This window comes from Arthrobacter sp. 01T425, from assembly GCF_056398725.1.
In genome coordinates this window covers 1-23,652 of the sequence record NZ_JBFTPY010000020.1, presented here as the reverse complement: position 1 = coordinate 23,652, position 23,652 = coordinate 1, and the positions used below count along the sequence as shown (strand labels likewise).

At 67.8% G+C, this 23,652-nt stretch carries 20 protein-coding genes and 1 rRNA gene; 16 read left to right on the top strand and 5 right to left on the bottom strand.

What is annotated here, in order from left to right; translation table 11 throughout:
• Window positions 1-112: 112 nt before the first annotated feature.
• Both AC1DNG_RS18490 and AC1DNG_RS18485 read right to left on the bottom strand, forming a co-directional pair.
• Complete coding sequence (locus AC1DNG_RS18490) at window positions 113-1,078, bottom strand: quinone oxidoreductase family protein (protein WP_476849474.1); 966 nt, start codon at window positions 1,076-1,078, stop codon at window positions 113-115.
• 164 nt (window positions 1,079-1,242) lie between these two features.
• Window positions 1,243-2,346: a fatty acid desaturase family protein gene (locus AC1DNG_RS18485; RefSeq protein ID WP_028277262.1), complete on the bottom strand. Its 1,104-nt coding sequence runs from the start codon at window positions 2,344-2,346 to the stop codon at window positions 1,243-1,245.
• 186 nt (window positions 2,347-2,532) lie between these two features.
• Here AC1DNG_RS18485 and argC point away from each other — a divergent pair, with 186 nt between their 5' ends.
• From argC to AC1DNG_RS18435, 10 genes are all read left to right on the top strand, one after another.
• Window positions 2,533-3,576 carry an N-acetyl-gamma-glutamyl-phosphate reductase gene (gene argC / locus AC1DNG_RS18480; protein WP_476887958.1) on the top strand — a complete coding sequence of 348 codons (1,044 nt, stop codon included), beginning with the start codon at window positions 2,533-2,535 and terminating at the stop codon, window positions 3,574-3,576.
• Window positions 3,573-4,739 (top strand): bifunctional glutamate N-acetyltransferase/amino-acid acetyltransferase ArgJ, encoded by a 1,167-nt coding sequence (gene argJ, locus AC1DNG_RS18475; RefSeq protein WP_476887957.1) that lies wholly within the window; start codon window positions 3,573-3,575, stop codon window positions 4,737-4,739. The genes argC and argJ overlap by 4 nt, the downstream gene beginning before the upstream one ends.
• A gap of 72 nt (window positions 4,740-4,811) precedes the next feature.
• Window positions 4,812-5,744: an acetylglutamate kinase gene (argB, locus tag AC1DNG_RS18470; RefSeq protein WP_223917243.1), complete on the top strand. Its 933-nt coding sequence runs from the start codon at window positions 4,812-4,814 to the stop codon at window positions 5,742-5,744.
• Window positions 5,745-5,836: 92 nt separating this feature from the next.
• On the top strand, window positions 5,837-7,132 hold the full coding sequence (locus AC1DNG_RS18465) for an acetylornithine transaminase (protein WP_476887981.1): 1,296 nt from the start codon (window positions 5,837-5,839) through the stop codon (window positions 7,130-7,132).
• Window positions 7,129-8,172: an ornithine carbamoyltransferase gene (gene argF / locus AC1DNG_RS18460; protein WP_476872817.1), complete on the top strand. Its 1,044-nt coding sequence runs from the start codon at window positions 7,129-7,131 to the stop codon at window positions 8,170-8,172. Before AC1DNG_RS18465 ends, argF begins: the two co-directional genes overlap by 4 nt.
• Window positions 8,172-8,702 (top strand): arginine repressor, encoded by a 531-nt coding sequence (locus AC1DNG_RS18455; RefSeq protein ID WP_079551248.1) that lies wholly within the window; start codon window positions 8,172-8,174, stop codon window positions 8,700-8,702. Before argF ends, AC1DNG_RS18455 begins: the two co-directional genes overlap by 1 nt.
• 107 nt (window positions 8,703-8,809) lie before the next feature.
• On the top strand, window positions 8,810-10,015 hold the full coding sequence (locus AC1DNG_RS18450; protein WP_028277269.1) for an argininosuccinate synthase: 1,206 nt from the start codon (window positions 8,810-8,812) through the stop codon (window positions 10,013-10,015).
• A gap of 5 nt (window positions 10,016-10,020) precedes the next feature.
• Complete coding sequence (gene argH, locus AC1DNG_RS18445) at window positions 10,021-11,448, top strand: argininosuccinate lyase (protein WP_476887956.1); 1,428 nt, start codon at window positions 10,021-10,023, stop codon at window positions 11,446-11,448.
• Between the two features lie 193 nt (window positions 11,449-11,641).
• A complete protein-coding gene (locus tag AC1DNG_RS18440; protein ID WP_476887955.1) occupies window positions 11,642-12,178 on the top strand; it encodes a pyridoxine/pyridoxamine 5'-phosphate oxidase in 537 nt (178 codons plus the stop codon).
• 57 nt (window positions 12,179-12,235) lie between these two features.
• Window positions 12,236-12,973, top strand: a complete 738-nt coding sequence (locus tag AC1DNG_RS18435; RefSeq protein ID WP_476887954.1) for a maleylpyruvate isomerase family mycothiol-dependent enzyme — start codon at window positions 12,236-12,238, stop codon at window positions 12,971-12,973.
• A 91-nt stretch (window positions 12,974-13,064) separates the two neighbouring features.
• On the opposite strand, the gene AC1DNG_RS18430 is transcribed toward AC1DNG_RS18435, so the two are convergent.
• Both AC1DNG_RS18430 and AC1DNG_RS18425 read right to left on the bottom strand, forming a co-directional pair.
• Window positions 13,065-13,583, bottom strand: a complete 519-nt coding sequence (locus tag AC1DNG_RS18430; protein ID WP_223917255.1) for a methylated-DNA--[protein]-cysteine S-methyltransferase — start codon at window positions 13,581-13,583, stop codon at window positions 13,065-13,067.
• A complete protein-coding gene (locus tag AC1DNG_RS18425; RefSeq protein ID WP_476887953.1) occupies window positions 13,580-15,127 on the bottom strand; it encodes an AlkA N-terminal domain-containing protein in 1,548 nt (515 codons plus the stop codon). The genes AC1DNG_RS18430 and AC1DNG_RS18425 overlap by 4 nt, the downstream gene beginning before the upstream one ends.
• A gap of 90 nt (window positions 15,128-15,217) precedes the next feature.
• Here AC1DNG_RS18425 and AC1DNG_RS18420 point away from each other — a divergent pair, with 90 nt between their 5' ends.
• Both AC1DNG_RS18420 and AC1DNG_RS18415 read left to right on the top strand, forming a co-directional pair.
• On the top strand, window positions 15,218-15,919 hold the full coding sequence (locus AC1DNG_RS18420) for a DNA-3-methyladenine glycosylase (protein WP_476887952.1): 702 nt from the start codon (window positions 15,218-15,220) through the stop codon (window positions 15,917-15,919).
• 73 nt (window positions 15,920-15,992) lie between these two features.
• Window positions 15,993-16,655: a hypothetical protein gene (locus AC1DNG_RS18415; protein WP_476887951.1), complete on the top strand. Its 663-nt coding sequence runs from the start codon at window positions 15,993-15,995 to the stop codon at window positions 16,653-16,655.
• Here the strand turns inward: AC1DNG_RS18415 and AC1DNG_RS18410 are convergent.
• Window positions 16,652-17,278 (bottom strand): GNAT family N-acetyltransferase, encoded by a 627-nt coding sequence (locus AC1DNG_RS18410; RefSeq protein ID WP_476887950.1) that lies wholly within the window; start codon window positions 17,276-17,278, stop codon window positions 16,652-16,654. The genes AC1DNG_RS18415 and AC1DNG_RS18410 overlap by 4 nt on opposite strands.
• A gap of 187 nt (window positions 17,279-17,465) precedes the next feature.
• Between AC1DNG_RS18410 and AC1DNG_RS18405 the strand changes: the two genes are divergently transcribed.
• The 4 genes from AC1DNG_RS18405 (at window position 17,466) to AC1DNG_RS18390 (ending at window position 23,625) form a co-directional block, all read left to right on the top strand.
• Window positions 17,466-17,987 carry an adenine phosphoribosyltransferase gene (locus AC1DNG_RS18405; RefSeq protein ID WP_243181808.1) on the top strand — a complete coding sequence of 174 codons (522 nt, stop codon included), beginning with the start codon at window positions 17,466-17,468 and terminating at the stop codon, window positions 17,985-17,987.
• A 147-nt stretch (window positions 17,988-18,134) separates the two neighbouring features.
• The gene (locus AC1DNG_RS18400) at window positions 18,135-20,363 is read left to right on the top strand and encodes a HelD family protein (RefSeq protein WP_476849486.1); all 2,229 of its coding nucleotides are present in this window, start codon (window positions 18,135-18,137) and stop codon (window positions 20,361-20,363) included.
• A gap of 60 nt (window positions 20,364-20,423) precedes the next feature.
• Complete coding sequence (gene tyrS / locus AC1DNG_RS18395) at window positions 20,424-21,737, top strand: tyrosine--tRNA ligase (RefSeq protein WP_476887949.1); 1,314 nt, start codon at window positions 20,424-20,426, stop codon at window positions 21,735-21,737.
• Between the two features lie 361 nt (window positions 21,738-22,098).
• Window positions 22,099-23,625, top strand: a 16S ribosomal RNA gene (locus AC1DNG_RS18390).
• Window positions 23,626-23,652: the final 27 nt, after the last annotated feature.

The following is a 23,652-nucleotide window of genomic DNA, read 5'->3' as shown; positions in this document are numbered from 1 at the left end:
GCACCGGCGTCGGGGGCTTCACTGGGGGTCAGTCGTTGCTCGGTCACTGGCGCATTGTCCCTGCAGGAGATGAACGGATGGTGTTGCCGTACGGCTTGGGGGACCGTGCAGCTTAGGGGACGAGGATGACTTTGCCGGTGGTGCGGCGCTGTTCAAGGTCCTCGTGGGCACGGGCTGCCTCGCCGAGAGGATAGCGTGCGCCGATCCTGACCTTGAGGCTGCCGTCGGCAGCGGCGGCAAAGACTTCGTCGGAGCGCCAGCGGCGTTCCCGGGCGTCGCGCAGGTAGTGGCCCATGGTGGGCCGCGTGAGGTACAGCGAGCCGCCGGCGTTGAGCCGCTGCGGGTCGAACGGCGGGACCGGGCCGGACGCTGCGCCGAAGAGGACCAGCATGCCCCGGATGCGCAGGGACGCCAGGGAGGCGTCGAAAGTGTCTTTTCCGACGCCGTCGTACACCACATCCGCGCCCGTGCCGTTGGTCAGATCCCGGACCCGGTCGGCCAAACCGTCGTAGCGCAGCACGTGGTCGGCGCCGGCTTCGCGGGCCAGCTGCTCTTTCGCGTCAGTCGAAACGGTGGTGATGACGTTGGCGCCCCTGGCCTTGAGCAACTGGATCATCAGGAGCCCCACACCGCCGGCGCCGGCGTGGAGCAGCACGGTGTGGCCGGACTCGACCTTGAAGGTGGAGTTGATCAGGTAGTGGGCCGTCACGCCCTGCAACGGCAGCGCCGCGGCGGTGAAATCATCCAGGCCGTCGGGAACCGGGAGGGCCTTGTCCTCATCGACGAGTGCGTAGCCGGCGTAGCAGTCAGCGCCCTCGGCCGTGGCCACCCGGTCACCGGGAGCAAACCCGGTGACGGCGTCGCCGACCTCCTCCACGGTGCCCGCGGCCTCGGAGCCGGGCGTGAAGGGGTAGCTGACCTTGTAGACGCCGCTGCGCTTGTAGGTGTCAATGAAGTTCACGCCCGCGGCCGCGACCTTGACCAGCAGCTGGCCGGGCCCGGGAACGGGCCGGGCTGTCTTGTCGAGTTCGAGGACCTCGGGGCCGCCGGCCTGGCGGGCGACGATTGCGTGCATCATGTGGCTCCTTTTCCGGGCGGGGAATTCTGTCCCGGTCCCTGGGTCCATCCTAGGGACACCGGGGGTAACCATGAAGGGGCCTTCCGTAACCAGCCGTCACGTGATGTTTGGGCCGACGTTGCCAGGAGGTGGCAGGTCCTGCGCGGCCGCCGGCGGTCCGTCCTTTAGTAGCGGCGGGTTACCGTTGCCATCGGGCATTCGAAGTGGCGGCCGGCGGCGAGTCCGACGTCGTTGAGGTAGCGGACAATGATGGCGTACGACTGCATCAGCGTGGTTTCCGTGTACGGGACCTGGTGCTTGGCGCAGTACTCGCGGACGATCTTGGCGGCCTGGTGCAGCTGCGGGCGGGCCATGTCCGGGAAGAGGTGGTGTTCGGCCTGGCGGTTGAGGCCGCCGAGCAGGATGTCCATGAAGCGGCCGCCCGAGATGTTCCGGGACGTCAGGACCTGGCGGCTGAAGAAGTCCACCCGGCTGTCCGCCGGCAGCACCGGCATGCCCTTGTGGTTCGGCGCGAAGGACGCGCCCATGTAGAAGCCGAACACGGCCAGCTGGACGCCGATGAAGGCGAACGCCATGCCCAGCGGCAGGAAGGTGAACGCGAGGACCGGCAGGAGGCTGAGCCGGACCGCGAGGATCGGGATTTCGACCCAGCGGTGCGTGACCTTGGCCCGGCGGACGATGAATTTCACGGAATCGATCTGCAGTCCCAGGCCCACCAGGAACAGGAGCGGGAAGAAGAACCAGCCCTGCTTGCGGGTCAGGAACGCGAGGCGTCCCTGGCGGTCGGCTACGGCTTCGGGGTGGAAGGCGATGGGGCCGGGCGCGATGTCCGGGTCCTTGGAGATGACGTTCGGGTGGTTGTGGTGCGCGCCGTGCTTCTGCTCCCACCAGGAGTAGCTGATCCCGGCCACGGAGGTGGCGAGCAGGCGTGCTGCCCAGTCGTTGGCGCGGCGGGACGCGAAGATCTGCCGGTGCCCGGCCTCGTGGGCCAGGAAACTCAACTGCGTGCAGATGATGCCCAGGGCGGCCGCGATCAGGAGCTGGAACCAGCTGTCACCGATCAGCGCGAACCCGAACCAGGTGGCGGCCATCAGGAGCACCAGGCTGGCGAACACCGTGATGTAGAACCCAACGCGCCGTTCGAGGAGGCCGGCCGTCTTCACGCTCTTGAGGAGTTCCGAATAGCTCAGGACCACGGCGTTGGGCTGCCGGACCCGCGATGGCGGCCGCGCCGGCGTTTCGGCGGGAAGGGTGGAAGTGGCGGTCATAGGGCGCTTGCCTCGTCACGGTTACGGGCAACGCTGCAGCTGACATTCGCAGCTGCACGGTCTGGATCACCCTTTACCAAGCATACGCCCCCGGGTTTCCGCGGCGCCGTTCGGGAGCCTTGGACACACGCCCATCGATGCATAAATATCGGCATCTATGCATACTCTTGCTGTATAGTCGTGCTTATGACTATTTCTGTTGCCGTTTCCGGGGCCAGCGGCTATGCCGGCGGCGAGGTCCTGCGGCTCCTCGCCGGTCATCCCGACGTCACCATCGGCGCCATCACGGCCCACAGCAACGCCGGTTCCAGACTAGGGGAATTGCAGCCGCATCTCCATGGCCTCGCGGACCGGATTCTCGAAGACACCACCGTGGATAACCTGGCCGGGCACGACGTCGTTTTCCTGGCGCTTCCGCACGGGGCATCCGCGGAGATCGCGGCGCAGCTGCCCGCCGGGACCCTGGTCATCGACGCCGGCGCGGACCACCGCCTCGAGGACCCGGCGGCCTGGGAGAAGTTCTACGGGTCGGCCCACGCCGGAACCTGGCCCTACGGCCTCCCGGAACTGCCCGGCCAGCGCGATGCCCTCCGCGGCGCCACCCGGATCGCCGTCCCCGGCTGCTACCCGACCTCGGCCCTGCTGGCCCTCACTCCCGGCTTCAGCAACCAGCTGCTGGAGGGCGAGGACGTCGTGATCGTCTCCGCCTCCGGCACCTCAGGGGCCGGCAAAGCTGCCAAGGTCAACCTGATCGGCGCCGAAGTCATGGGCTCCATGAGCCCCTACGGGGTCGGCGGGGGACACCGGCACACCCCCGAGATCGAACAGGGACTCTCCAAGGCGCTGGGGGCCCCGGTCACTGTCTCCTTCACGCCCACGCTGGCGCCGATGAGCCGCGGCATCCTCACCACGGCGACCGCCAGGGTGCGGCAGCAGCCAGGCCGCAGAGTCACTGCCGCAGACCTGCGTGCCGCCTGGGCCGAAGCCTACGACGACGAACCGTTCGTGCACCTGCTCCCCGAGGGGCATTGGCCCTCCACGAAATCGGTCCAGGGATCGAACCACACGGTCATGCAGCTCGCCTTCGATGAGCACACCGGCCGCGTGATCGTGTGCTGCGCCATCGACAACCTCACCAAGGGGACCGCCGGCGGGGCCGTGCAGTCCATGAACCTAGCCCTCGGCCTGGCGGAAACCGCCGGCCTCAACCTCCAGGGAGTCGCACCGTGAGCATCACCGCACCGCAGGGATTCCGCGCCGCCGGCGTGACGGCCGGGCTCAAGGCTTCCGGCAAGCCGGATGTGGCCCTCGTGGTCAACGACGGCCCGTCCAAGGCCGCCGCGGCGGTCTTCACGTCCAACCGCGTCGCCGCGGCCCCCGTGCACTGGTCCCGCGAAGTGGTCAAGGACGGCCGCGTGGATGCCGTGATCCTCAACTCCGGCGGGGCCAACGCCTGCACCGGGCCCCAGGGGTTCCAGAACACGCACACCACCGCGGAGAAGACCGCCGAAGCCCTCGGCGTCTCCGCCACCGACGTCGTGGTCTGCTCCACCGGACTGATTGGCGAGCAGCTCCCCATGGAGAAAATCCTGGCCGGGATCGGTTCCGCCACCGCAGCCCTGGCCGCGGACGGCGGCTCCGCGGCGGCCACCGCGATCATGACCACGGATTCGGTGTCCAAGCAGTCCGTCTTCACCGGCACGGCCGCGGAGGGCACGCAGTTCACCATCGGCGGCATGGCCAAGGGCGCCGGCATGCTGGCCCCGGGCCTGGCCACCATGCTGGTGGTCCTCACCACGGACGCCGACGTCCCGCCGGACGTGCTCGACGCCGAACTCCGCAACGCCACGCGGCTCACCTTTGACCGGGCGGACTCGGACGGCTGCATGTCCACCAACGACACCGTGGTGCTGCTCGCCTCCGGCGCCTCCGGTGCCGCGCCGTCCGCCGCCGACTTCGGCGCCGGCCTGACCCAGGTCTGCGCCGAGCTGGCCCGGAAACTGATCGGCGACGCCGAGGGCGCCAGCCACGACATCGCGATCCGGACGTTCAACGCCGCGAGCGAGCGGGACGCCGAAATCGTCAGCCGCGCCGTCGCCCGCTCCAACCTGTTCAAGACCGCGATCTTCGGCAAGGACCCCAACTGGGGCCGCGTGCTGTCCGCCGTCGGCACCACCGACGCGGCCTTCGAACCGGACCAGCTGAACGTGTCCATGAACGGTGTGGAGATCTGCCGCAACGGCAGCATCGGCGATGACCGGAACCTCGTGGACCTCGAACCGCGCGAGGTCCTGGTCGAAATCGACCTGCAGGCCGGTACAGCCGAGGCCACGATCCTCACCAACGACCTCACCCACGACTACGTCCACGAAAACAGCGCCTACTCCAGCTGACGTCCCCGGAGGGATGAACAGCAGGGATGAACAGTAGGGATGAACAGCAGGGATGAACAGAGGACGAACAGCTTGAACACCCAGACACGCGAGACCACCTCCCAGTCCGACGCCCGGGACAAAGCCGCCACGCTGATCGAGGCGCTGCCCTGGATCCAGCGCTTTGCCGGCAGCACCATGGTGATCAAGTACGGCGGCAATGCCATGGTCAACGACGAGCTCCGCCGCGCCTTCGCCGAGGACGTCGTGTTCCTGCACCACGTCGGCATCCACCCCGTGGTGGTGCATGGCGGCGGCCCGCAGATCAACGCCATGCTCAGCCGGCTCGGGATCGAATCCGAATTCAAGGGCGGGCTGCGTGTCACCACGCCCGAGGCCATGGACGTGGTCCGGATGGTCCTCACCGGCCAGGTGGGACGCGAACTCGTGGGCCTGATCAACTCCCACGGCCCGTACGCCGTCGGGATGTCCGGCGAAGACGGCGGCCTGCTCCGCGCCGTCCGCACCGGCACCGTGGTGGACGGCGAAGAGGTGGACCTGGGCCTGGTGGGCGAGGTGGTCGGCGTGAACCCGGAAGGCATTGTGGACATCCTCGCGGCCGGCCGGATTCCTGTGATCTCCACCGTCGCCCCGGAAATCCACGACGACGGATCCACCACCGGTCAGGTACTTAATGTGAACGCGGACACGGCGGCGGCCGCGGTCGCGTCGGCCCTGGGCGCCTCCAAGCTGGTCATCCTGACCGATGTCGAAGGCCTCTACGCCAACTGGCCGGACAGGTCATCGCTCATTTCGTCGCTGACGGCGTCGGAGCTGCGCGAGATGCTGCCGCGCCTTGAGTCCGGCATGATCCCGAAGATGGCGGCGTGCCTGAAAGCCATTGACGACGGCGTCGAGCGCGCCCACATCGTGGACGGCCGCCTGCCGCACTCGATGCTCTTGGAAACCTTTACGACCGCCGGCATCGGCACCCAGGTCGTCCCCGACGAGGAAGTGAACGCATAGTGAGCAGCACTGAACTGAGCCATTCCGCTGAAGGCCGCAGCAGCGGTGGGGGGCCGGGTGTGGTCGGGCACCGCGGAGCGGGCGGGGCCCCCATCGCTGCGGAGACCGCCGCAACCACAATCGTTTCCAGCCGCAGCGGAGCCGAGTGGCTGTCCCGCTACTCCTCCTCCCTGCTGGGCGTCTTCGGCACCCCGCAGCGGGTCCTGGTCCGCGGCGCCGGCTGCCTCGTGTGGGACGCCGACGGCAAGGAATACCTGGACCTGCTCGGCGGCATCGCGGTGAACGCCCTCGGCCACGCCCACCCGTTCGTGACCTCGGTGATCTCCAGCCAGCTGGCCACCCTGGGCCATGTCTCGAACTTCTTCACGAGCCCCACCCAGATCGCCCTGGCCGAGAAGCTGCTGGAACTGTCCAAGGCCCCGGCCGGCTCCAAGGTGTTCTTCGCCAACTCCGGCACCGAAGCCGTCGAGGCGGCCTTCAAGCTGGCGCGCCGTAACAGTGGCGCCAGCCAGTCCGCGGCCGCGGAGAATACTGTCGCGGAAAAAACAGCGAAGCCGCGCACCAAGATCATCGCGCTCGAAGGCGCCTTCCACGGGCGCACCATGGGCGCCCTCGCGCTGACCTCCAAGGAGGCCTACCGGGCGCCATTCGCGCCGCTGCCCGGCGGCGTCGTGCATGTCCCGTTCGGTGACATCGAGGCGCTCCGCGCCGCCATTGATGAGACCACTGCCGCCGTCTTCCTCGAACCGATCCAAGGAGAGGCCGGCGTCCGGCCGCTGCCTGCCGGCTACCTCAAGGCGGCCCGCGAGGCCACGAGCGCGGCCGGCGCCCTGCTGATCCTCGACGAGGTCCAGACCGGCATCGGCCGCACCGGCAAGTGGCTGGCCAGCGAGGACGCCGGGATCGTGCCCGACGCCGTGACCCTCGCCAAGGGCCTGGGCGGCGGCTTCCCGGTCGGCGCGCTCGTCACGTTCGGCCCGGAAACGTCTGCTCTGCTGACCGCCGGCCAGCACGGGACGACCTTCGGCGGCAACCCGGTGGCCACCGCCGCCGCCCTCGCCACCCTGCACGTCCTGGAAAACCAGGACATCCTGGCCCACGTCCGGAACCTGGGGGAGCATCTGCGCGCCGGCCTCGCCGGAATCGCCGGCGTGACCGAGGTCCGCGGCGAGGGGCTGCTGATCGGCTTCGACCTTGACGCCGACGTCGCCCCGGGCGTCGTGGCCGCCGGCCTCGACGCCGGGTTCATCGTCAACAGCCCGGGCCCGCGCACCATCCGGCTGGCGCCGCCGCTGATCCTGACCACCGAGCAGGCAGACCTTTTCCTGGCCGCCCTGCCCGCATTGCTCGAGACCGCCAAGACCAACGCTGCAAAGGACGCCAAGTGACCGCCGCTGTGACCGCCTCAGTGCCCACCCGCCATTTCCTCAAGGACACGGACCTCAGCCCGGCCGAGCAGGCCGAGGTCCTCGAGCTCGCCGTCCGGATGAAGGCCGCGCCCTACAGCGTGCAGCCCTTCGCCGCAGACGGCAACGGCCGCCGGACGGTGGCCGTCATCTTCGACAAGACCTCCACCCGGACCAGGGTCTCCTTCGCCACCGGCATCGCGGACATGGGCGGCAACGCGCTCATCATCAACCCCGGCGAGGCGCAGATCGGGCACAAAGAATCGGTCGAAGACACTGCCAAGGTGCTCGAACGCATGGTCTCCACCATTGTGTGGCGCACCGGCGCGCACGCCGGGCTCGTCGCCATGGCCGAGAACTCCCGCGTTCCGGTCATCAACGCCCTGTGCGATGACTACCACCCATGCCAGCTCCTAGCCGATCTGCTGACCGTCAAGGAACACAAAGGCTCGCTCCAGGGCCTGACCATGGCCTACCTGGGCGACTCGGCCAACAACATGGCCAACTCCTACCTGCTGGCCGGCGTGACGGCGGGCATGAACGTCCGTATCGCCGGACCGGAGGGCTACCTGCCGTCGCCGGAGATCATCGCCGCCGCCGAGGACCGTGCCGCGGAGACCGGCGGCTCGGTGCTGGTGACGGTTGACCCCGCCGAAGCGCTCCTGGGCGCCGACGTCGTCGCGACCGACACGTGGGTGTCCATGGGCCAGGAGGCGGAGAAGGAAGCGCGGATGAAGCTGTTCCGTGCCTATTCCGTGGATGCCGACGCGATGAAGCTCGCGGCGCCGGACGCCGTCGTGCTGCACTGCCTCCCGGCCTACCGGGGCTACGAGATCGCCGCGGACGTCATTGACGGCCCGCAGTCGGTGGTCTGGGACGAGGCCGAAAACCGGCTGCACGCGCAGAAGGCGCTCATGGCCTGGCTCATGCACCGCTCCGGTCTGGCAGTGGTTGACGGTCTGGCGCCAGTCGGTGGGCTCGCGCCACTCGATGGGCCGGCACCGGTGGGCGGACCGGCCTGATGTCCGTCCAGCCAGCCTCTCCTGGGGCCAGCCCGGCCACCAAGACAGCCCGGCAGGCGCGGATCACGGCGATTCTCACGGGCGAATCTGTCCGTTCCCAGGCCGAGCTCGCGGCGCTACTCGCGGACGACGGCGTCCAGGTCACCCAGGCCACGCTGTCACGAGACCTCGTGGAACTCGGCGCCGTCCGGGTCCGCGGCAAGGACGGCGTGCTGGTCTACGCCGTCCCGGGGGAGGGCGGCGAACGGGCGGCCAAGAGCGGCGTCACGCAGGAAATCCTCGACGCCCGGCTGACCCGGTTGTGCGGGGAACTGCTCGTCACCGCCGAGGCCTCCGCCAACCTCGTGGTGCTTCGGACCCCGCCGGGCGCCGCGAACTTCCTGGCCCTCGCCATCGACCACTCCGTAATGCCCTCGATTCTGGGCACCATCGCTGGGGACGACACCGTCCTTCTTGTCACCCGGGACCCCCTGGGCGGCGCGGACATCGCCGCACGCTTCCTGCAGTTCGCCGAGGAAGCCGGCCAATAAGCAACACCATGAGCCCTTCACAGGACCGGGCACCCGGGTGTGTGACAGGCTTGCAACAGAGCTTTTCCCAGACTTAATGCATCACCAAACAACTAAGGAGCATTTCCGTGACTGAGCGTATTGTTCTGGCCTACTCCGGTGGCCTGGATACTTCCGTAGCCATCGGCTGGATCGGTGAAGCCACCGGCGCCGAGGTCATCGCCGTGGCGGTCGACGTCGGACAGGGCGGCGAATCGCTGGAGACCATCCGCCAGCGCGCGCTGGGCTGCGGCGCCGTCGAGGCCTACGTCGCCGACGCCAGCGACGAGTTCGCCAACGAGTACTGCGTGCCCACGCTGAAGGCCAACGCCCTCTACCAGGGCCACTACCCGCTGGTCTCCGCCATCTCCCGTCCGGTGATCGTCAAGCACCTGGTCAAGGCCGCCCGCGAATTCGGCGCCACCACCGTCGCCCACGGCTGCACCGGCAAGGGCAACGACCAGGTCCGCTTCGAAGTCGGCATCCAGACCCTGGGCCCGGACCTGAAGTGCATCGCCCCGGTCCGTGATCTCGCCCTGACCCGCGACAAGGCCATCGCCTTCGCCGAGGAAAAGGGACTGCCGATCGAGACCACCAAGAAGAACCCGTACTCGATCGACCAGAACGTCTGGGGCCGCGCCGTCGAAACCGGCTACCTCGAGGACATCTGGAACGCCCCCACCAAGGACATCTACGACTACACCGCCACCCCGGAATTCCCGCCGGCACCGGATGAGGTCACCATCTCCTTCGAAGCCGGCGTGCCGGTCGCGATCGACGGCGTCAAGGTCACCCCGCTGCAGGCCATCAAGGAACTCAACCGCCGCGCCGGTGCCCAGGGCGTGGGCCGGATCGACGTCGTCGAGGACCGCCTCGTGGGCATCAAGTCCCGCGAGATCTACGAGGCACCGGGCGCCATGGCGCTCATCACCGCGCACAAGCACCTCGAAGACATCACGATCGAGCGCGAGCAGGCCCGCTTCAAGGCGACCGTCGGCCAGCGCTGGGCCGAGCTGGTCTACGACGGCCAGTGGTTCTCGCCGCTCAAGCGCTCCCTCGACGCCTTCATCGAGGACACCCAGAAATACGTCTCCGGCGACATCCGCATGGTGCTGCACGGCGGCCAGGCGATCGTCAACGGACGCCGCTCCGAGACCTCGCTCTACGACTTCGACCTTGCCACGTACGACACCGGCGACACGTTCGACCAGTCGATGGCGCGCGGCTTCATCGAGCTGTGGGGCATGTCCGCCAAGGTTGCCTCCGGCCGCGACATCCGCGTCGCAGGAGAGTAGCCCCTGTGGCTGAGCAAAAGTCTGAGGCTACGAATACGGGAGCGCTGTGGGGCGGCCGGTTCGCCGGCGGCCCAGCGGACGCCCTCGCCGCGCTGAGCAAGTCCACGCACTTCGACTGGCGGCTGGCCCGCTACGACATCGCCGGGTCCAAGGCGCACGCCCGCGTGCTGCACAAGGCCGGGCTGCTGGACGACGCCGAACTGGACGGCATGCTGGCCGCCCTGACGCAGCTGGATGAGGACGTCGCCTCCGGAGCCTACCTGCCGGCCGAGTCCGATGAGGACGTGCACGGTTCGCTCGAGCGTGGCCTGATCGAGCGCGCCGGTACCCAGCTTGGCGGCAAGCTCCGCGCTGGCCGGTCCCGCAACGACCAGGTGGCCACCCTGGGACGGATGTTCCTGCGCGACCACGCCCGGATCATCGCCCGCGGCGTGCTCGCCACGATTGACGCTCTCGTGGACCAGGCCAAGGCGCACCAGGGCGTGGCCATGCCCGGCCGCACCCACCTGCAGCACGCCCAGCCGGTCCTGCTCAGCCACCACCTGCTGGCCCACGCCTGGGCGCTGCTGCGCGATGTGCAGCGGCTGGCCGACTGGGATAAGCGCGCCGGGGTTTCGCCCTACGGCTCCGGTGCCCTGGCGGGCTCCTCGCTCGGCTTGGACCCCGAGGCCGTCGCCGCGGACCTGGGCTTCTTCTCGGCGACGCACAACTCGATCGACGGCACCGCCTCCCGCGACGTCTTCGCCGAGTTCGCCTGGATCACGGCCATGATCGGCGTGGACCTGTCCCGTGTCTCGGAGGAAGTGATCCTGTGGGCCACGAAGGAATTCTCCTTCGTCACCCTGCACGATTCCTACTCCACAGGCTCCTCGATCATGCCGCAGAAGAAGAACCCGGACGTGGCCGAACTCGCCCGCGGCAAGGCCGGCCGGCTGATCGGCAACCTGACCGGGCTGCTGGCCACCCTGAAGGGCCTGCCGCTCGCGTACAACCGCGACCTGCAGGAGGACAAGGAACCGGTCTTCGACGCCGCCGACACCCTGGAGGTCCTGCTCCCGGCAGTCTCCGGGATGATCGCGACGCTGAAGTTCAACACCGAACGGATGGAAGCGCTGGCTCCCCAGGGTTTCGCGCTGGCGACGGACATCGCCGAATGGCTGGTCCGCCAGGGTGTGCCGTTCCGCGAGGCGCACGAGCTCTCCGGCGCCGCGGTCAAGGAGGCCGAAAGCCGCGGCGTCGAGCTCTGGGACCTCACGGACGAGGAATACGCCGCCATCTCGGAACACCTGACGCCGGAGGTCCGCACGGTCCTGTCCACCGAGGGTTCGCTCAACAGCCGGAACTCGCAGGGCGGCACCGCCCCGGCCGCCGTCGAACGCCAGCTGCTGGCCCTCGAGGGCGAGCTCGCCGGTGCGCGCGAGTACGCGGGCTAGTTAGCACACGCGAGAGGGGCCACGCGGGCAGGGTTCCCTGGCCGAGCTTGCGAGGCTAGGGTGCCGGTGGGGAGTTCCGGCAGCGTCTCGGCCGACGCTCCTGCGTTGCCTGCAGGAGCGTCGGCGGATTTCTTGCCAAAAGTGAGGGAGCGTTGTGCGTTTGCCGCCGAAAACTCCCCGCTAGCATTGCGACATGAGCGAATCGTTCCGCCAACTGCTGCGTGCCCTGCCCGACTTCCCGGAAGTGCTCCCGGACTTCGACCCTGCGGCGGCGCCCGCGGACCCCGCGGAGCTGTTCCGGCTGTGGCTGGACGAGGCCCTGGCGGCCGGGGTGCCCCAGCCCAACGCGTGCAGCCTGGCCACCGCCGATGAGCACGGCCGGCCGTCGTCGCGGATGCTGATCCTGAAGTACATCGACGCCGACGGCTGGCACTTCGCAACCTCCAGGGAATCCCGCAAGGGCAAGGAACTCACGGCCAACCCGCATGCGGCGCTGAACTTCTTCTGGCAACAGCAGGGCCGCCAGGTCCGCGTGGCCGGGGACGTCGTGGAGCTGTCCGCGGAAGCCTCGGCCGCCGACTGGCGGGCCCGGCCCGGCGCCGACGGCAGCGAAAATGCAAACAATGAAAACACAGACTGGCAGCTCTACGCCCTCCGGCCGCGCGAAATCGAATTCTGGCAGGCCCGGCACGACCGCCGGCACATCCGGCACCGCTACGCGCCCCGCTGACCGGGCATCGCTCAGTTAATCCGACTTAATCGGGTGGCTCGGTTTAGGATGGGCGCCATGACCTCAATCACACCAGAGAACCTTCGGGCAGAACTGCACCGCGCCGCCGGAGTCGTGGCCGGAATCGCCGCGAAACTTACGGAACAGGACATCAAAGCGCCGTCGGAACTGCCCGGCTGGAGCCGCGGGCACGTGCTGGCCCACATCTGCGGGATTGCCAACGCGATGGGCCGGCAGCTCGAATATGCCGCCCGCGGCGAGGGCGTCGAACTCTATGACTGCGGCTTCGAGGGGCGCAACCGCGCCATCGAGATGGCGGCCGGCCACAGCCTCGCGCAGCACCGGGCCGACCTCGACGCGGCGTTGGACCGGGCCCTGCGCGCCTTCGACTCCCTCGACGCGGCCGGCTGGCGTGAGCCCATCACCTACCGCGGAGGAGTCGTGTTCGACGGCGGCCTGGCACTGTGGCGCGAACTCGTCATCCATGCCGCCGACCTCGGCACCGGCCACGGACCGGAAACCTGGAGTCGCCCGTTCTGCGGGCACCTTTTCGATTTCCTCTCCGCGCGGGTACCCGAGGGCCAGCGCTTCGTGCTGCAGCCACTCGGCCTGCCGGCGGTAGCCATCGGGAGCGGCGGAACATCGACCGTGATCAACGGCATGCTCACGGACATCGCCGCGTGGCTCGCCGGCCGCAACCCCACCCTCGGCAGCCTGCGCGCGACCGCCGCGGCCGACGGCGTCGACCTTCCGAAGCTGCTGCCCTGGCCTGCCGGCGTTCCGGTCAACAACTGAGCCCGCCCGGGTCCGGCAGGCCGTCCCTCGCACACGGTGCGCCCGTCAACAATTGAGCACGCCCGGGTCCGGCAGGCCTATGGAATAAGGCCTAGGGCCGTGCCGTCGCGAGGGCTGCTTCGCGCTCCCGGTCCAACAGGCTGCCCTTGACGGCCAGCCCCCAGCGGAAGCCGCCCAGGGTCCCGTCGGTGCGGATGACGCGGTGGCAGGGAACAAACAGTGCCGCCGCGTTGAAGGCACAGGCACTGGCCGCCGCCCGGACGGCCTTGGCGTTGCCGGACAGCTCCGCGTACTCCGTGTAGGTCACCGGGCGCCCCGGCGCGACCGTGCGCAGCACGTCCCAGGCATGACTGCGGAACGGACCGGACTTCTGCAGCACCGGCACCCCCATGGCCGGCTCCGGATCGCCGGCATAGAACGCCTCCACGGCTTCGGAGATCCCGCCGAGCCCGGTGACGGTCTCGAATTCGGCCGGAAGCAGGTCAGCGTGGATCTGGCCGGTCAGCTCGCCGGGAACGGCGGTCCAGCCCGACGACAAGACAGCCCCGTCCCGGGCAATGATGGTGAACGGACCGTCCGGGGTGGACATGGTCAACAGCTGGGCTTTCATGGTTTCGCTTCCTTCGGAGTCTGCTTCGGAGTCTGCTTGTGGTTCTGCGTTGGAGCCTGCCTCGGCGGCGGGAACGGCTTGCGCGCCGCGGCCTGGGCAGCCGCTGCTGCGCGCCACAGGTGCATGGTGGCGTAGGAGCGCCAGGGGCTGACCTCACGGAAATCCGGGGTAAGTGTGGCGCCGTCGGGGGTCTCGGCGAGTGAACGGATGCCGTTGCGGACCGCGGCGTCGTTGGCCAGGAACACATCCGGCGCGCCGATGACCCGCATCGCGACGTATCCCACGGTCCACGGCCCGACGCCGGCCAGGGGCAGGAGTTTGGCCTCCAGCCCCTGCACGTCATCGCCGTAGCCGAAGTCGAGGTCGCCCGAGGCCATCGCCGCCGCGGCGCCCCGGACAGCATCGATCCGCCGCTGCGGGCCTCGGAGCAGTTCGAAGCCGGTCCCGGCGATCTGCTCGGCCGTCGGGAAAAGCCGGTGGAGGCCGTCGTCGGGCACCAGGCTCGCGCTTCCGACCGCGGAAAGCTGGACCAGGGCGGTCCGCGCGGCGGCCACGGTGATCTGTTGGCCGATCATCGCCCGGATCAGCAGCTCCTGCGGATCAACGGCGCCGGGCATCCGCATGCCCGGCGTGCGCGCCACCACGGCGGCCAGCCGGGAGTCGGCCTCGAGGGCGGCATCGATGGCGACCGGATCGGCGTCCAGGTCCAGCAGCCGGCGGACCCTGCTCAGCAGGGCGGCCAGATCCCGGAGGTCGACGGCGCCGATGGTCAGCACGAGCGGACGCCCGGGCGCGCCGGCGTCGTAATCCACGCGGAAGCGGGCATCGCCGTGCGTCAGCCGCAGGGTCCGGGCGTAGGAAGTGGAGGTACCTTCCTCGATCCCGGGGATGGCGCGGACTGCCAAAAAATCAAAGACGCCCGGGTCGAACGGTTCGCGGTACGGAAGGTTGAGTGTGAGCGCTGTGGTCGCCGCGGGGGAGCGGTGATGCCTGGCTGTGGCCCGGAGCGCGGAAGGCGTCATCGCAAAGACCTCGCCGATGGTCTCGTTGAACTGGCGCACGCTGCTGAATCCGGCGGCGAAGGCGATGTCCGAGACTTTCATGGCGGTGGAGACCAGCAGGGTGCGGGCGGTCTGGGCGCGGCTCGCCCGTGCCAGGGACAATGGGCCGGCGCCGAGTTCGTGGCTGAGGATCCGGTTGAGCTGGCGCGAGGAGTATCCGAGCCGGGCCGCGAGCCCCTCGACGCCGTCGCGGTTGATCACGCCGTCATTGATGAGCCGCATGGCCCGGCCGGCGATATCGGAGCGCACGTTCCAGGCCGGCGTACCCGGCACGGCCTCGGGCAGGCAGCGTTTGCACGCACGGTAGCCGGCGTCGTGCGCCGCGGCGGACGTTTCATAGAACGTGACATTGTCCGCCTTGGGCGTCCGCGCGGGGCACGAGGGCCGGCAATAGATGCCGGTGGTCCGGACAGCTGTGTAGAACTGCCCGTCGAATCGGGTGTCCCGGGCATCGATTGCCCGGTAGCGCTGCCAGAAGTCCATCACCCCATCCTGCCAGCTTCGCGGAGCAGCTGCTAGCGGAATTCGGACACGGCCGTCCTCTCCTTCGGGGGTGTTTGTTAAAGTCTGAGCATGACTTCCAGCCCGCTTCCTGCCGAGTCCGGCACGGAGTCCGGCGCGGCCGAGTCCGTCCGCGAGCTGCTCTCGGCCGATGCCCGGCACGTGGCGCCGCTGATCCTCGGCGCGGTGCTGACGCACGACGGGCCCGGCGGATCCGTCTCGGTTCGGATTACCGAAGTGGAGGCATACCTGGGCCCGCATGATTCGCACCACCCTGACCCCGGGTCCCACACCTTTCGCGGCCAAACGGCCCGCAACGCCCCGATGTTCGGCCCGGCCGGCCACCTCTACGTGTATTTCACGTACGGGATGCACCATTGCGCCAATATCGTGTGCGGGCCCGAGGGCGTGGCATCGGCGCTCCTGCTGCGGGCCGGCGAAGTGGTCGCGGGACATGAGCTGGCGAGGGCCAGGCGGCCGACGTCGAAATCGGATGTCGACCTCGCGAGCGGGCCTGCCCGGCTGGCCACCGCGCTGGGACTGACGACGGCGGACAGCGGGCGGGATGCCCTCGCGCCGCCGTTCCGGCTGGAACCGGCCGCGTACCCGCCGGAGGGGGTCGCCGCGGGCATCAGCTCCGGTCCGCGCGTCGGCGTCTCCGGCGACGGCGGCAGCCACGAGTACCCCTGGCGGTTCTGGCTCAGCGGCGACCCGACCGTCTCCCGCTACAAGGCAGCAAAGCCGGCAAAGGCGCCAAGCGCCCGCGGCGCGTGAGGTAGCGGGCACTGTGTGCGCCCCGTTCCCGCGCCCTGATGCCGGCACGTGTGGTGGGGGATGATGGAGCAGTATGGGCGAGGGAAAGCGCGGAAAACCGGGCAGTGAGCTGGAGCGGCTCCAGATCTTCGCGGAGCTGGCCACCGAGTACTTCCGCATGGTGGAACTGTTCACCCCCGACTGCGGGCAGGTCGCGGCGGACTCCGTCGAAGCAGAGCGCCGGCACTGGATTGAGCTCTTCCGCGCGGCCCTGCTGCGCAAATTCATCGTTCCCGAAGAACACGTTTCGCTCAAACTCGTGGTGCGGGCGCTGCGCCTGTGCAACTACTCGGCGGACTCCCGGCTAGCCCAAGGCGCAGCGGAAGCGGCCGGGATGTTCACCAACGGGATGATCCGTGACCGCGAGGCGCTGATGGCCGAAATCGCCCTGGCCGACCATGACTTGTTCGAGGACGTCCTCTATGGACGGCTCCTTCACGGTGACGCCGACAGGTTCCGCCGGTCCGGATGGGCCGGGGACTACGCCCGGCTGAGCCGCGTGGCAGCCGGTCGGTTCGACGCCGAACGCGCGCTCCGAAAAGCGCTGGACATCGTCTCCTACGGGCTTGCCAACGAACTCCTGCGCCCGCCGGAACCGGACTCCGTGCCTCCAGATGCCGGGCCTCCAGATGCAGTGCCTCCAGACTCCGTGCCTCCCGTTCATCCGGACGCCTTGCCTCCGGCGGCAGGGGATTAGGGGTTCCAGGTTGCTGCGAAGCTGCCCAGCGAGTAGCCGGCGCCGACGGCGAAGGGGGCGAGCCGGCGCCGCAGGTCCTCGCGCACGTGCGGCCACTCCTGCGAGAGGATCGAGAAGACGGCGGTGTCCGCGCGTCCCCCGCCCGGCGCCGCGCGGTGGCCGCGGAGGACCCCCTCGAATTGTGCGCCGAGCCGTTCGATCGCCGTCGCGCTCCGGGTGTTGCGGGCGTCGCAGCGGAAAGCCACCCGGTCCACTTCCAGTACCTCATAGGCGTAGGCGAGGAGCATGTGCTTGCTCGCCGGATTGACGTGGCTGCCCCAGAACTGCCGCCCGTAGAATGTTCCGCCGATTTCCAGGCGTTGCTGGTCCGGAACGTAGTCGCGGAGGGACGTCGTGCCCAGCAGGGCCCCTGTGCGCCCGTCCGTCACGGCGAACGGGATGGTGGCGGGATCCTCCAGCCGTGACCGGAACAGCTCCGCCAGCTCGCGGGCAGTCCCCGGCATCGGCGCCGCCATGCCTGCCCACATGCCGGCGTCCACAAAATCGAAGAGGCCTGCCGCATGGTGCGGGGCCAGCGGAACCAGCCGAATCCCATGGCCGGAGAGGACGATTTCGTGTCGCATTCGAGCATTCAATCACCGGCGGGATGGACAGGAGCGGCGAATCCGGCACCGACAGCGTGAACATTCGATGGCCGGCGGGTTGCCGCGGAGCTGGCGGGCCGGGAGGCCGGGGCCCGGGAGGCTTCCCGCTACCAGCCAGTAAGGTGGATGGGTGAATCAAAGCGACCCGAACCAGACGACGACTGCAATGCCGGTGGATGAGCTGATCAAGAGCCTGTGCGCCACCATCCCGGACTATCCCAAACCAGGGGTCAGCTTCAAGGACCTGACCCCGGTGTTCGCCGACGGCGCCGCCTTCGGGGCCGTCGTCGATGCCCTGGTGGGACCTTTCCAGGGCCAGTTCGACGCCGTCGCCGGAGTGGAGGCCCGCGGCTTCCTGCTCGCGGCGGCCGCCGCCTACGCCACCGGGACCGGGGTCATCACGGTCCGCAAGGCCGGCAAGCTTCCGCGCGAGGTGTTCTCCGAGGACTACGCCCTGGAGTACGGCACCGCCACCCTTGAGCTGCACACCACGGACCTGGCGCCGGGGAGCCGGGTGCTGATCCTCGACGACGTGCTCGCCACGGGCGGCACGCTCGGCGCCGCGGCGCGGCTGTTCGAGCGGTGCGGGATCCACGTGGCCGGCATCGGTGTGGTCATGGAACTCGACGATCTTGGCGGCCGCACGGCCCTGACCGGCCACAACGTCCGGTCCCTGTTGCGGATCTAGCGGGCCTGCCGGGCTGGACCATCCGGGACGTGTCGGTAGAATTCCCTGACGAAGACTGCCTTGGCATTGTTCGGCGACATGCAACAGCCGTGCCGCCGAAATGGCTGTAGAATGGTGGGTCTGTCTTTTTCGATAGGGGAACGTTCGATGCACGACGCTGATTTGGCCCATGAACGCGACTATGTGGCCGGACTTTACGCCCGGCTCGATGAGTTGCGGGCGGAGAAGCGCACCCAGCTGGCCCAGGTGCGCCGGGCCGGTGCCGTGGGCACCATGCAGAACGTTTCCGAACGTGATGCCTTCGCCGCCCTCTACGAGGACCGCCTCGCCCAGCTCGACGCCGTCGATGACCGGCTTGTGTTCGGCCGCCTGGACCTGGACTCCGGGGAGGCCCAGTACATCGGCCGCATCGGCCTGACCACCGAGGACCTGCAGCGGCTCATGGTGGACTGGCGTGCGCCCGAGGCCGGCCATTTCTACCAGGCCACGGCATTCGACCGGCAGGGCGTCCGCCGCCGCCGCCACCTGATCCTGCAGGGCCGCGAGGTCAAGGCAATCGAGGATGACGTGCTCGACGCCGGCATGCTCGCCGACAACGATTCGCTCCAGGGCGAGGGTGCCCTGCTGGCTGCCCTGAACTCCAAGCGGACGGGCCGGATGTCAGACATCGTCGGCACCATCCAGTCCGAGCAGGACCGGATCATCCGTTCCTCCATCTCCGGCGCCCTCGTGGTCCAGGGTGGCCCGGGCACGGGCAAGACCGCTGTCGCCCTGCACCGCGCCGCGTACCTGCTCTACACGCACCGGGACCGGCTCAAGAGCGCCGGCGTCCTGCTGGTGGGGCCGACGTCGTCCTTCATGAAGTACATCGAACGCGTGCTGCCCTCGCTCGGCGAGACCGGCGTCGTCATGGCGAGCCTGGGCCGGCTGATGCCCGGCATCACCGCCGTGGCCGAGCCGGACTCCGCCGTCGCCGCCATCAAGGGCCGGCTCGACATGGCCGAGGTGGTCGCCAACGCCGTGGCCAACCGGCAGCGCATTCCGGCCGGAAACCGGACCCTTGAGGTGGACGGCCGCAAACTGGTCCTCACACCCAGGCAGGTCCGCCGCGCCAAGGAGAGGGCGCGCGCCACGGGCAAACCGCACAACGAGGCCCGCGTCTCCTTCGTCAAGATCCTGCTCCGCGAATTGACCGAGCAGATGACGGAGCTGGTGGAGGCAGGCAACATCGGCAACAACGCCGACCGCTCGTACCTGGCGGAGGATGTCCGCTCGGCCCGGGATGTCCGGATCGCCCTGAACCTGTGCTGGATGCCGATGACCCCGGAGAAACTCGTGGGGGAGCTGCTCAGCAAGCCGGCCATCCTCGAGGCATGTACCCCGAACCTCAGCCCGGAAGAACGCGCGCTGCTGCTCCGCCCGGCCGATTCGCCCTGGACCGAGTCCGACGTTCCGCTGCTGGACGAGGCTGCCGAATTGCTCGGCGAGCTTGATGCCGCCGCCGGGCGCGGCCTGGCGCAGCAGGAACAAGACCGGGCCCGCGACCTGGCCAACGCCAAGCAGACCCTGGTCAACATGGAAACCGCCGGTGTGGACGTCCTTGTCACGGCCGAAGACCTGGTGGACCAGAACCAGGAGCGTGAGACGCGGCTGACCGCGGCAGAGCGTGCCACCACGGACCGTTCCTGGGCCTTCGGGCACATTGTCGTGGACGAAGCGCAGGAGCTGTCACCCATGCAGTGGCGGCTGCTGGTCCGCCGCTGCCCGCTGAAGTCCTTCACGATCGTGGGCGACATCGCGCAGACCAGTTCTGTTGCCGGCGCCAACTCCTGGCACAGCGCCCTGGGCCCCATGTTCGGCGACCGCTGGCAGCTCGAGGAGCTGACCGTCAACTACCGCACCCCGTCCCAGATCGCCGAGGCCGCAGCCCGCATGGCGACCGCGGCCGGACTGGTGGTTTCGGCGCCCAAGGCCGTGCGGGAAGGGCGCTGGTCCCCGGTCATCGACAAAGTCGGCCAGGGCCAGATCGTCAACAAGCTCGTCGAGGTGCTTCCGGAGGAACTGGACGCCATCGAGGGCGGCCTGCTGGCAGTCATCGCCGACGGCGGCCTTCTCCCCGAGGCCAGCGCGGCACTGCGGGCCGTGTACGGCCACCGGGTCGGGACGGGCGCCGGGAGTTACGCGCAAGACATCGTGGTGATCAGTCCCCGCGAGGCGAAGGGGCTGGAATTCGACGGCGTCGTGGTCCTGGAACCGACCGACATGCTCAACCACGAGCACGGCCGGGTGGGTGACCTGTACGTGGCCATGACCCGGCCCACCCAGCGCCTGCGGCTCATCGCCGCCGCCGGAGTCCCGGCAGGCATCGAGGAGTAGGCCCGGGCCGGCAGGCGTCACCTGCGCTGCGGCCCGGTTGATCCTGCTAACTTAGATTCCGTGTCCCAGCTAAATATTCTCGATGCCCAGCAGAACGATCCCAGCTTTGCCAATATCTGGCAGGAGCTGAAATGGCGCGGCCTTGTCCACGTCTCCACGGATGAGGCGGAGCTCGAAAAGCTCCTCGCCGGCGACCCCGTGACGTATTACTGCGGCTTCGATCCGACCGCGCCGAGCCTGCACCTGGGCAACCTGGTCCAGCTGCTGCTCATGCGCCGGATCCAGCTGGCCGGCCACAAGCCGCTCGGACTCGTGGGCGGCTCCACGGGCTTGATCGGTGATCCGCGTCCGACGGCGGAACGCACCCTGAACACCAAGGACACCGTGTCCGAGTGGGTGGGCTACCTTCAGGCCCAGGTCCGTCGGTTCCTGAGCTTCGAGGGCGACAACGCGGCCCGGATGGTCAACAACCTTGACTGGACGGCGCCCCTGAGCGCCATCGACTTCCTGCGCGAGATCGGCAAGCACTACCGTGTCGGCACCATGCTCCGCAAGGACGCCGTTGCCTCCCGCCTCAGTTCCGACGAAGGCATCAGCTACACGGAGTTCAGCTACCAGATCCTGCAGGGCATGGACTACCTTCAGTTGTTCCGCGACTACGGTTGCATGCTGCAGACCGGCGGCTCGGATCAGTGGGGCAACCTCACCAGTGGCACCGAGCTCATCCGCAAGGTTGAGGGCAAGCACGTCCACGCCCTGGGAACGCCGCTCATCACCAACTCTGACGGCACCAAGTTCGGCAAGAGCGAGGGCAACGCGATCTGGCTGGATCCAACCATGTGCAGCCCGTACGCGTTCTACCAGTTCTGGCTCAACACGGCGGACGCCGACGTCGCGGACCGACTCAAAGTGTTCACCTTCCTGAGCCGCGCCGAGATTGAGGAACTGGAGCTCGCGATCGCCGAACGGCCCTTCGCCCGCGAGGGCCAGCGAAAGCTGGCCTACGAGGTGACTTCGCTCGTCCATGGCGTGGACGCCACCGAGAAGGTCATTGCGGCTTCCGCCGCGGTGTTCGGCAACGGCGACCTCTCCGTACTGGACGAAGCGACACTGAAGGCGGCGACCTCCGAGCTGCCCTCCGCCACGGTTGACGCCGACGCCCTGGGCATCATCGAGCTGCTGGTCGCCTCCGGTCTGTCTGAGAGCAAGTCCGCCGCACGCCGCACTGTGGGGGAGGGCGGCGCCTACGTCAACAATGCGAAGGTATCTGACCCCGACGCCGTTATTGCGGCCAGCGAGTTGCTGCACGGGCGCTACCTGCTTCTGCGCCGGGGCAAGAAGAACCTGGCAACGGTGGAAGTCGCCGCGCCCTGACCAGCACGGGATCCTGACTGGTACCGGATCCTGACTGGTACCGAAAACGCACCTGCACGCTCCTTCCCGGCCGATTTGCACGGCCGGGAAGGAGCGTGTATTGTTTTCTGAGTTGCCGCCGTTGAGTGGTGACAAACCCCCACAAATGAGAAGCAATTCTTCATGCGTCAGGCGCACATAATGAAAATTGCTTCAATTCTGCTGGGCGGATTCGCTCCGCAAAGCGAAATTCCGATGAAAATCGCGAATTTGCAAAGTGGAAATGAATGAAATAAGCTGTAAACATCGCAGCGAAGAAAAAACGGAATAATGAATTCATGGATCCCGTTTTCCCGGGGGCGCATGTTGTGTCTGTTTTACTTCAACGGAGAGTTTGATCCTGGCTCAGGATGAACGCTGGCGGCGTGCTTAACACATGCAAGTCGAACGATGATCCGGTGCTTGCACCGGGGATTAGTGGCGAACGGGTGAGTAACACGTGAGTAACCTGCCCTTAACTCTGGGATAAGCCTGGGAAACTGGGTCTAATACCGGATATGACTCCTCATCGCATGGTGGGGGGTGGAAAGCTTTATTGTGGTTTTGGATGGACTCGCGGCCTATCAGCTTGTTGGTGAGGTAATGGCTCACCAAGGCGACGACGGGTAGCCGGCCTGAGAGGGTGACCGGCCACACTGGGACTGAGACACGGCCCAGACTCCTACGGGAGGCAGCAGTGGGGAATATTGCACAATGGGCGCAAGCCTGATGCAGCGACGCCGCGTGAGGGATGACGGCCTTCGGGTTGTAAACCTCTTTCAGTAGGGAAGAAGCGAAAGTGACGGTACCTGCAGAAGAAGCGCCGGCTAACTACGTGCCAGCAGCCGCGGTAATACGTAGGGCGCAAGCGTTATCCGGAATTATTGGGCGTAAAGAGCTCGTAGGCGGTTTGTCGCGTCTGCCGTGAAAGTCCGGGGCTCAACTCCGGATCTGCGGTGGGTACGGGCAGACTAGAGTGATGTAGGGGAGACTGGAATTCCTGGTGTAGCGGTGAAATGCGCAGATATCAGGAGGAACACCGATGGCGAAGGCAGGTCTCTGGGCATTAACTGACGCTGAGGAGCGAAAGCATGGGGAGCGAACAGGATTAGATACCCTGGTAGTCCATGCCGTAAACGTTGGGCACTAGGTGTGGGGGACATTCCACGTTTTCCGCGCCGTAGCTAACGCATTAAGTGCCCCGCCTGGGGAGTACGGCCGCAAGGCTAAAACTCAAAGGAATTGACGGGGGCCCGCACAAGCGGCGGAGCATGCGGATTAATTCGATGCAACGCGAAGAACCTTACCAAGGCTTGACATGGGCCGGACCGGGCTGGAAACAGTCCTTCCCCTTTGGGGCCGGTTCACAGGTGGTGCATGGTTGTCGTCAGCTCGTGTCGTGAGATGTTGGGTTAAGTCCCGCAACGAGCGCAACCCTCGTTCCATGTTGCCAGCGCGTAATGGCGGGGACTCATGGGAGACTGCCGGGGTCAACTCGGAGGAAGGTGGGGACGACGTCAAATCATCATGCCCCTTATGTCTTGGGCTTCACGCATGCTACAATGGCCGGTACAAAGGGTTGCGATACTGTGAGGTGGAGCTAATCCCAAAAAGCCGGTCTCAGTTCGGATTGGGGTCTGCAACTCGACCCCATGAAGTCGGAGTCGCTAGTAATCGCAGATCAGCAACGCTGCGGTGAATACGTTCCCGGGCCTTGTACACACCGCCCGTCAAGTCACGAAAGTTGGTAACACCCGAAGCCGGTGGCCTAACCCCTTGTGGGAGGGAGCTGTCGAAGGTGGGACTGGCGATTGGGACTAAGTCGTAACAAGGTAGCCGTACCGGAAGGTGCGGCTGGATCACCTCCTTTCTAAGGAGCACCTACAACCACCCTGCC

What these genes read in the sequence shown, in the direction of transcription:
- AC1DNG_RS18425 (WP_476887953.1), bottom strand. Translation starts at nt 15,127, where the DNA reads ATGGACTTCTGGCAGCGCTACCGGGCAATCGATGCCCGGGACACCCGA.
- AC1DNG_RS18430 (WP_223917255.1), bottom strand. Translation starts at nt 13,583, where the DNA reads ATGAAAGCCCAGCTGTTGACCATGTCCACCCCGGACGGTCCGTTCACC.
- AC1DNG_RS18405 (WP_243181808.1), top strand. Translation starts at nt 17,466, where the DNA reads ATGCCGGTGGATGAGCTGATCAAGAGCCTGTGCGCCACCATCCCGGAC.
- AC1DNG_RS18400 (WP_476849486.1), top strand. Translation starts at nt 18,135, where the DNA reads ATGCACGACGCTGATTTGGCCCATGAACGCGACTATGTGGCCGGACTT.
- AC1DNG_RS18490 (WP_476849474.1), bottom strand. Translation starts at nt 1,078, where the DNA reads ATGATGCACGCAATCGTCGCCCGCCAGGCCGGCGGCCCCGAGGTCCTC.
- AC1DNG_RS18435 (WP_476887954.1), top strand. Translation starts at nt 12,236, where the DNA reads ATGACCTCAATCACACCAGAGAACCTTCGGGCAGAACTGCACCGCGCC.
- AC1DNG_RS18455 (WP_079551248.1), top strand. Translation starts at nt 8,172, where the DNA reads ATGTCCGTCCAGCCAGCCTCTCCTGGGGCCAGCCCGGCCACCAAGACA.
- AC1DNG_RS18440 (WP_476887955.1), top strand. Translation starts at nt 11,642, where the DNA reads ATGAGCGAATCGTTCCGCCAACTGCTGCGTGCCCTGCCCGACTTCCCG.
- AC1DNG_RS18485 (WP_028277262.1), bottom strand. Translation starts at nt 2,346, where the DNA reads ATGACCGCCACTTCCACCCTTCCCGCCGAAACGCCGGCGCGGCCGCCA.
- AC1DNG_RS18420 (WP_476887952.1), top strand. Translation starts at nt 15,218, where the DNA reads ATGACTTCCAGCCCGCTTCCTGCCGAGTCCGGCACGGAGTCCGGCGCG.
- AC1DNG_RS18415 (WP_476887951.1), top strand. Translation starts at nt 15,993, where the DNA reads ATGGGCGAGGGAAAGCGCGGAAAACCGGGCAGTGAGCTGGAGCGGCTC.
- AC1DNG_RS18410 (WP_476887950.1), bottom strand. Translation starts at nt 17,278, where the DNA reads ATGCGACACGAAATCGTCCTCTCCGGCCATGGGATTCGGCTGGTTCCG.
- argC (WP_476887958.1), top strand. Translation starts at nt 2,533, where the DNA reads ATGACTATTTCTGTTGCCGTTTCCGGGGCCAGCGGCTATGCCGGCGGC.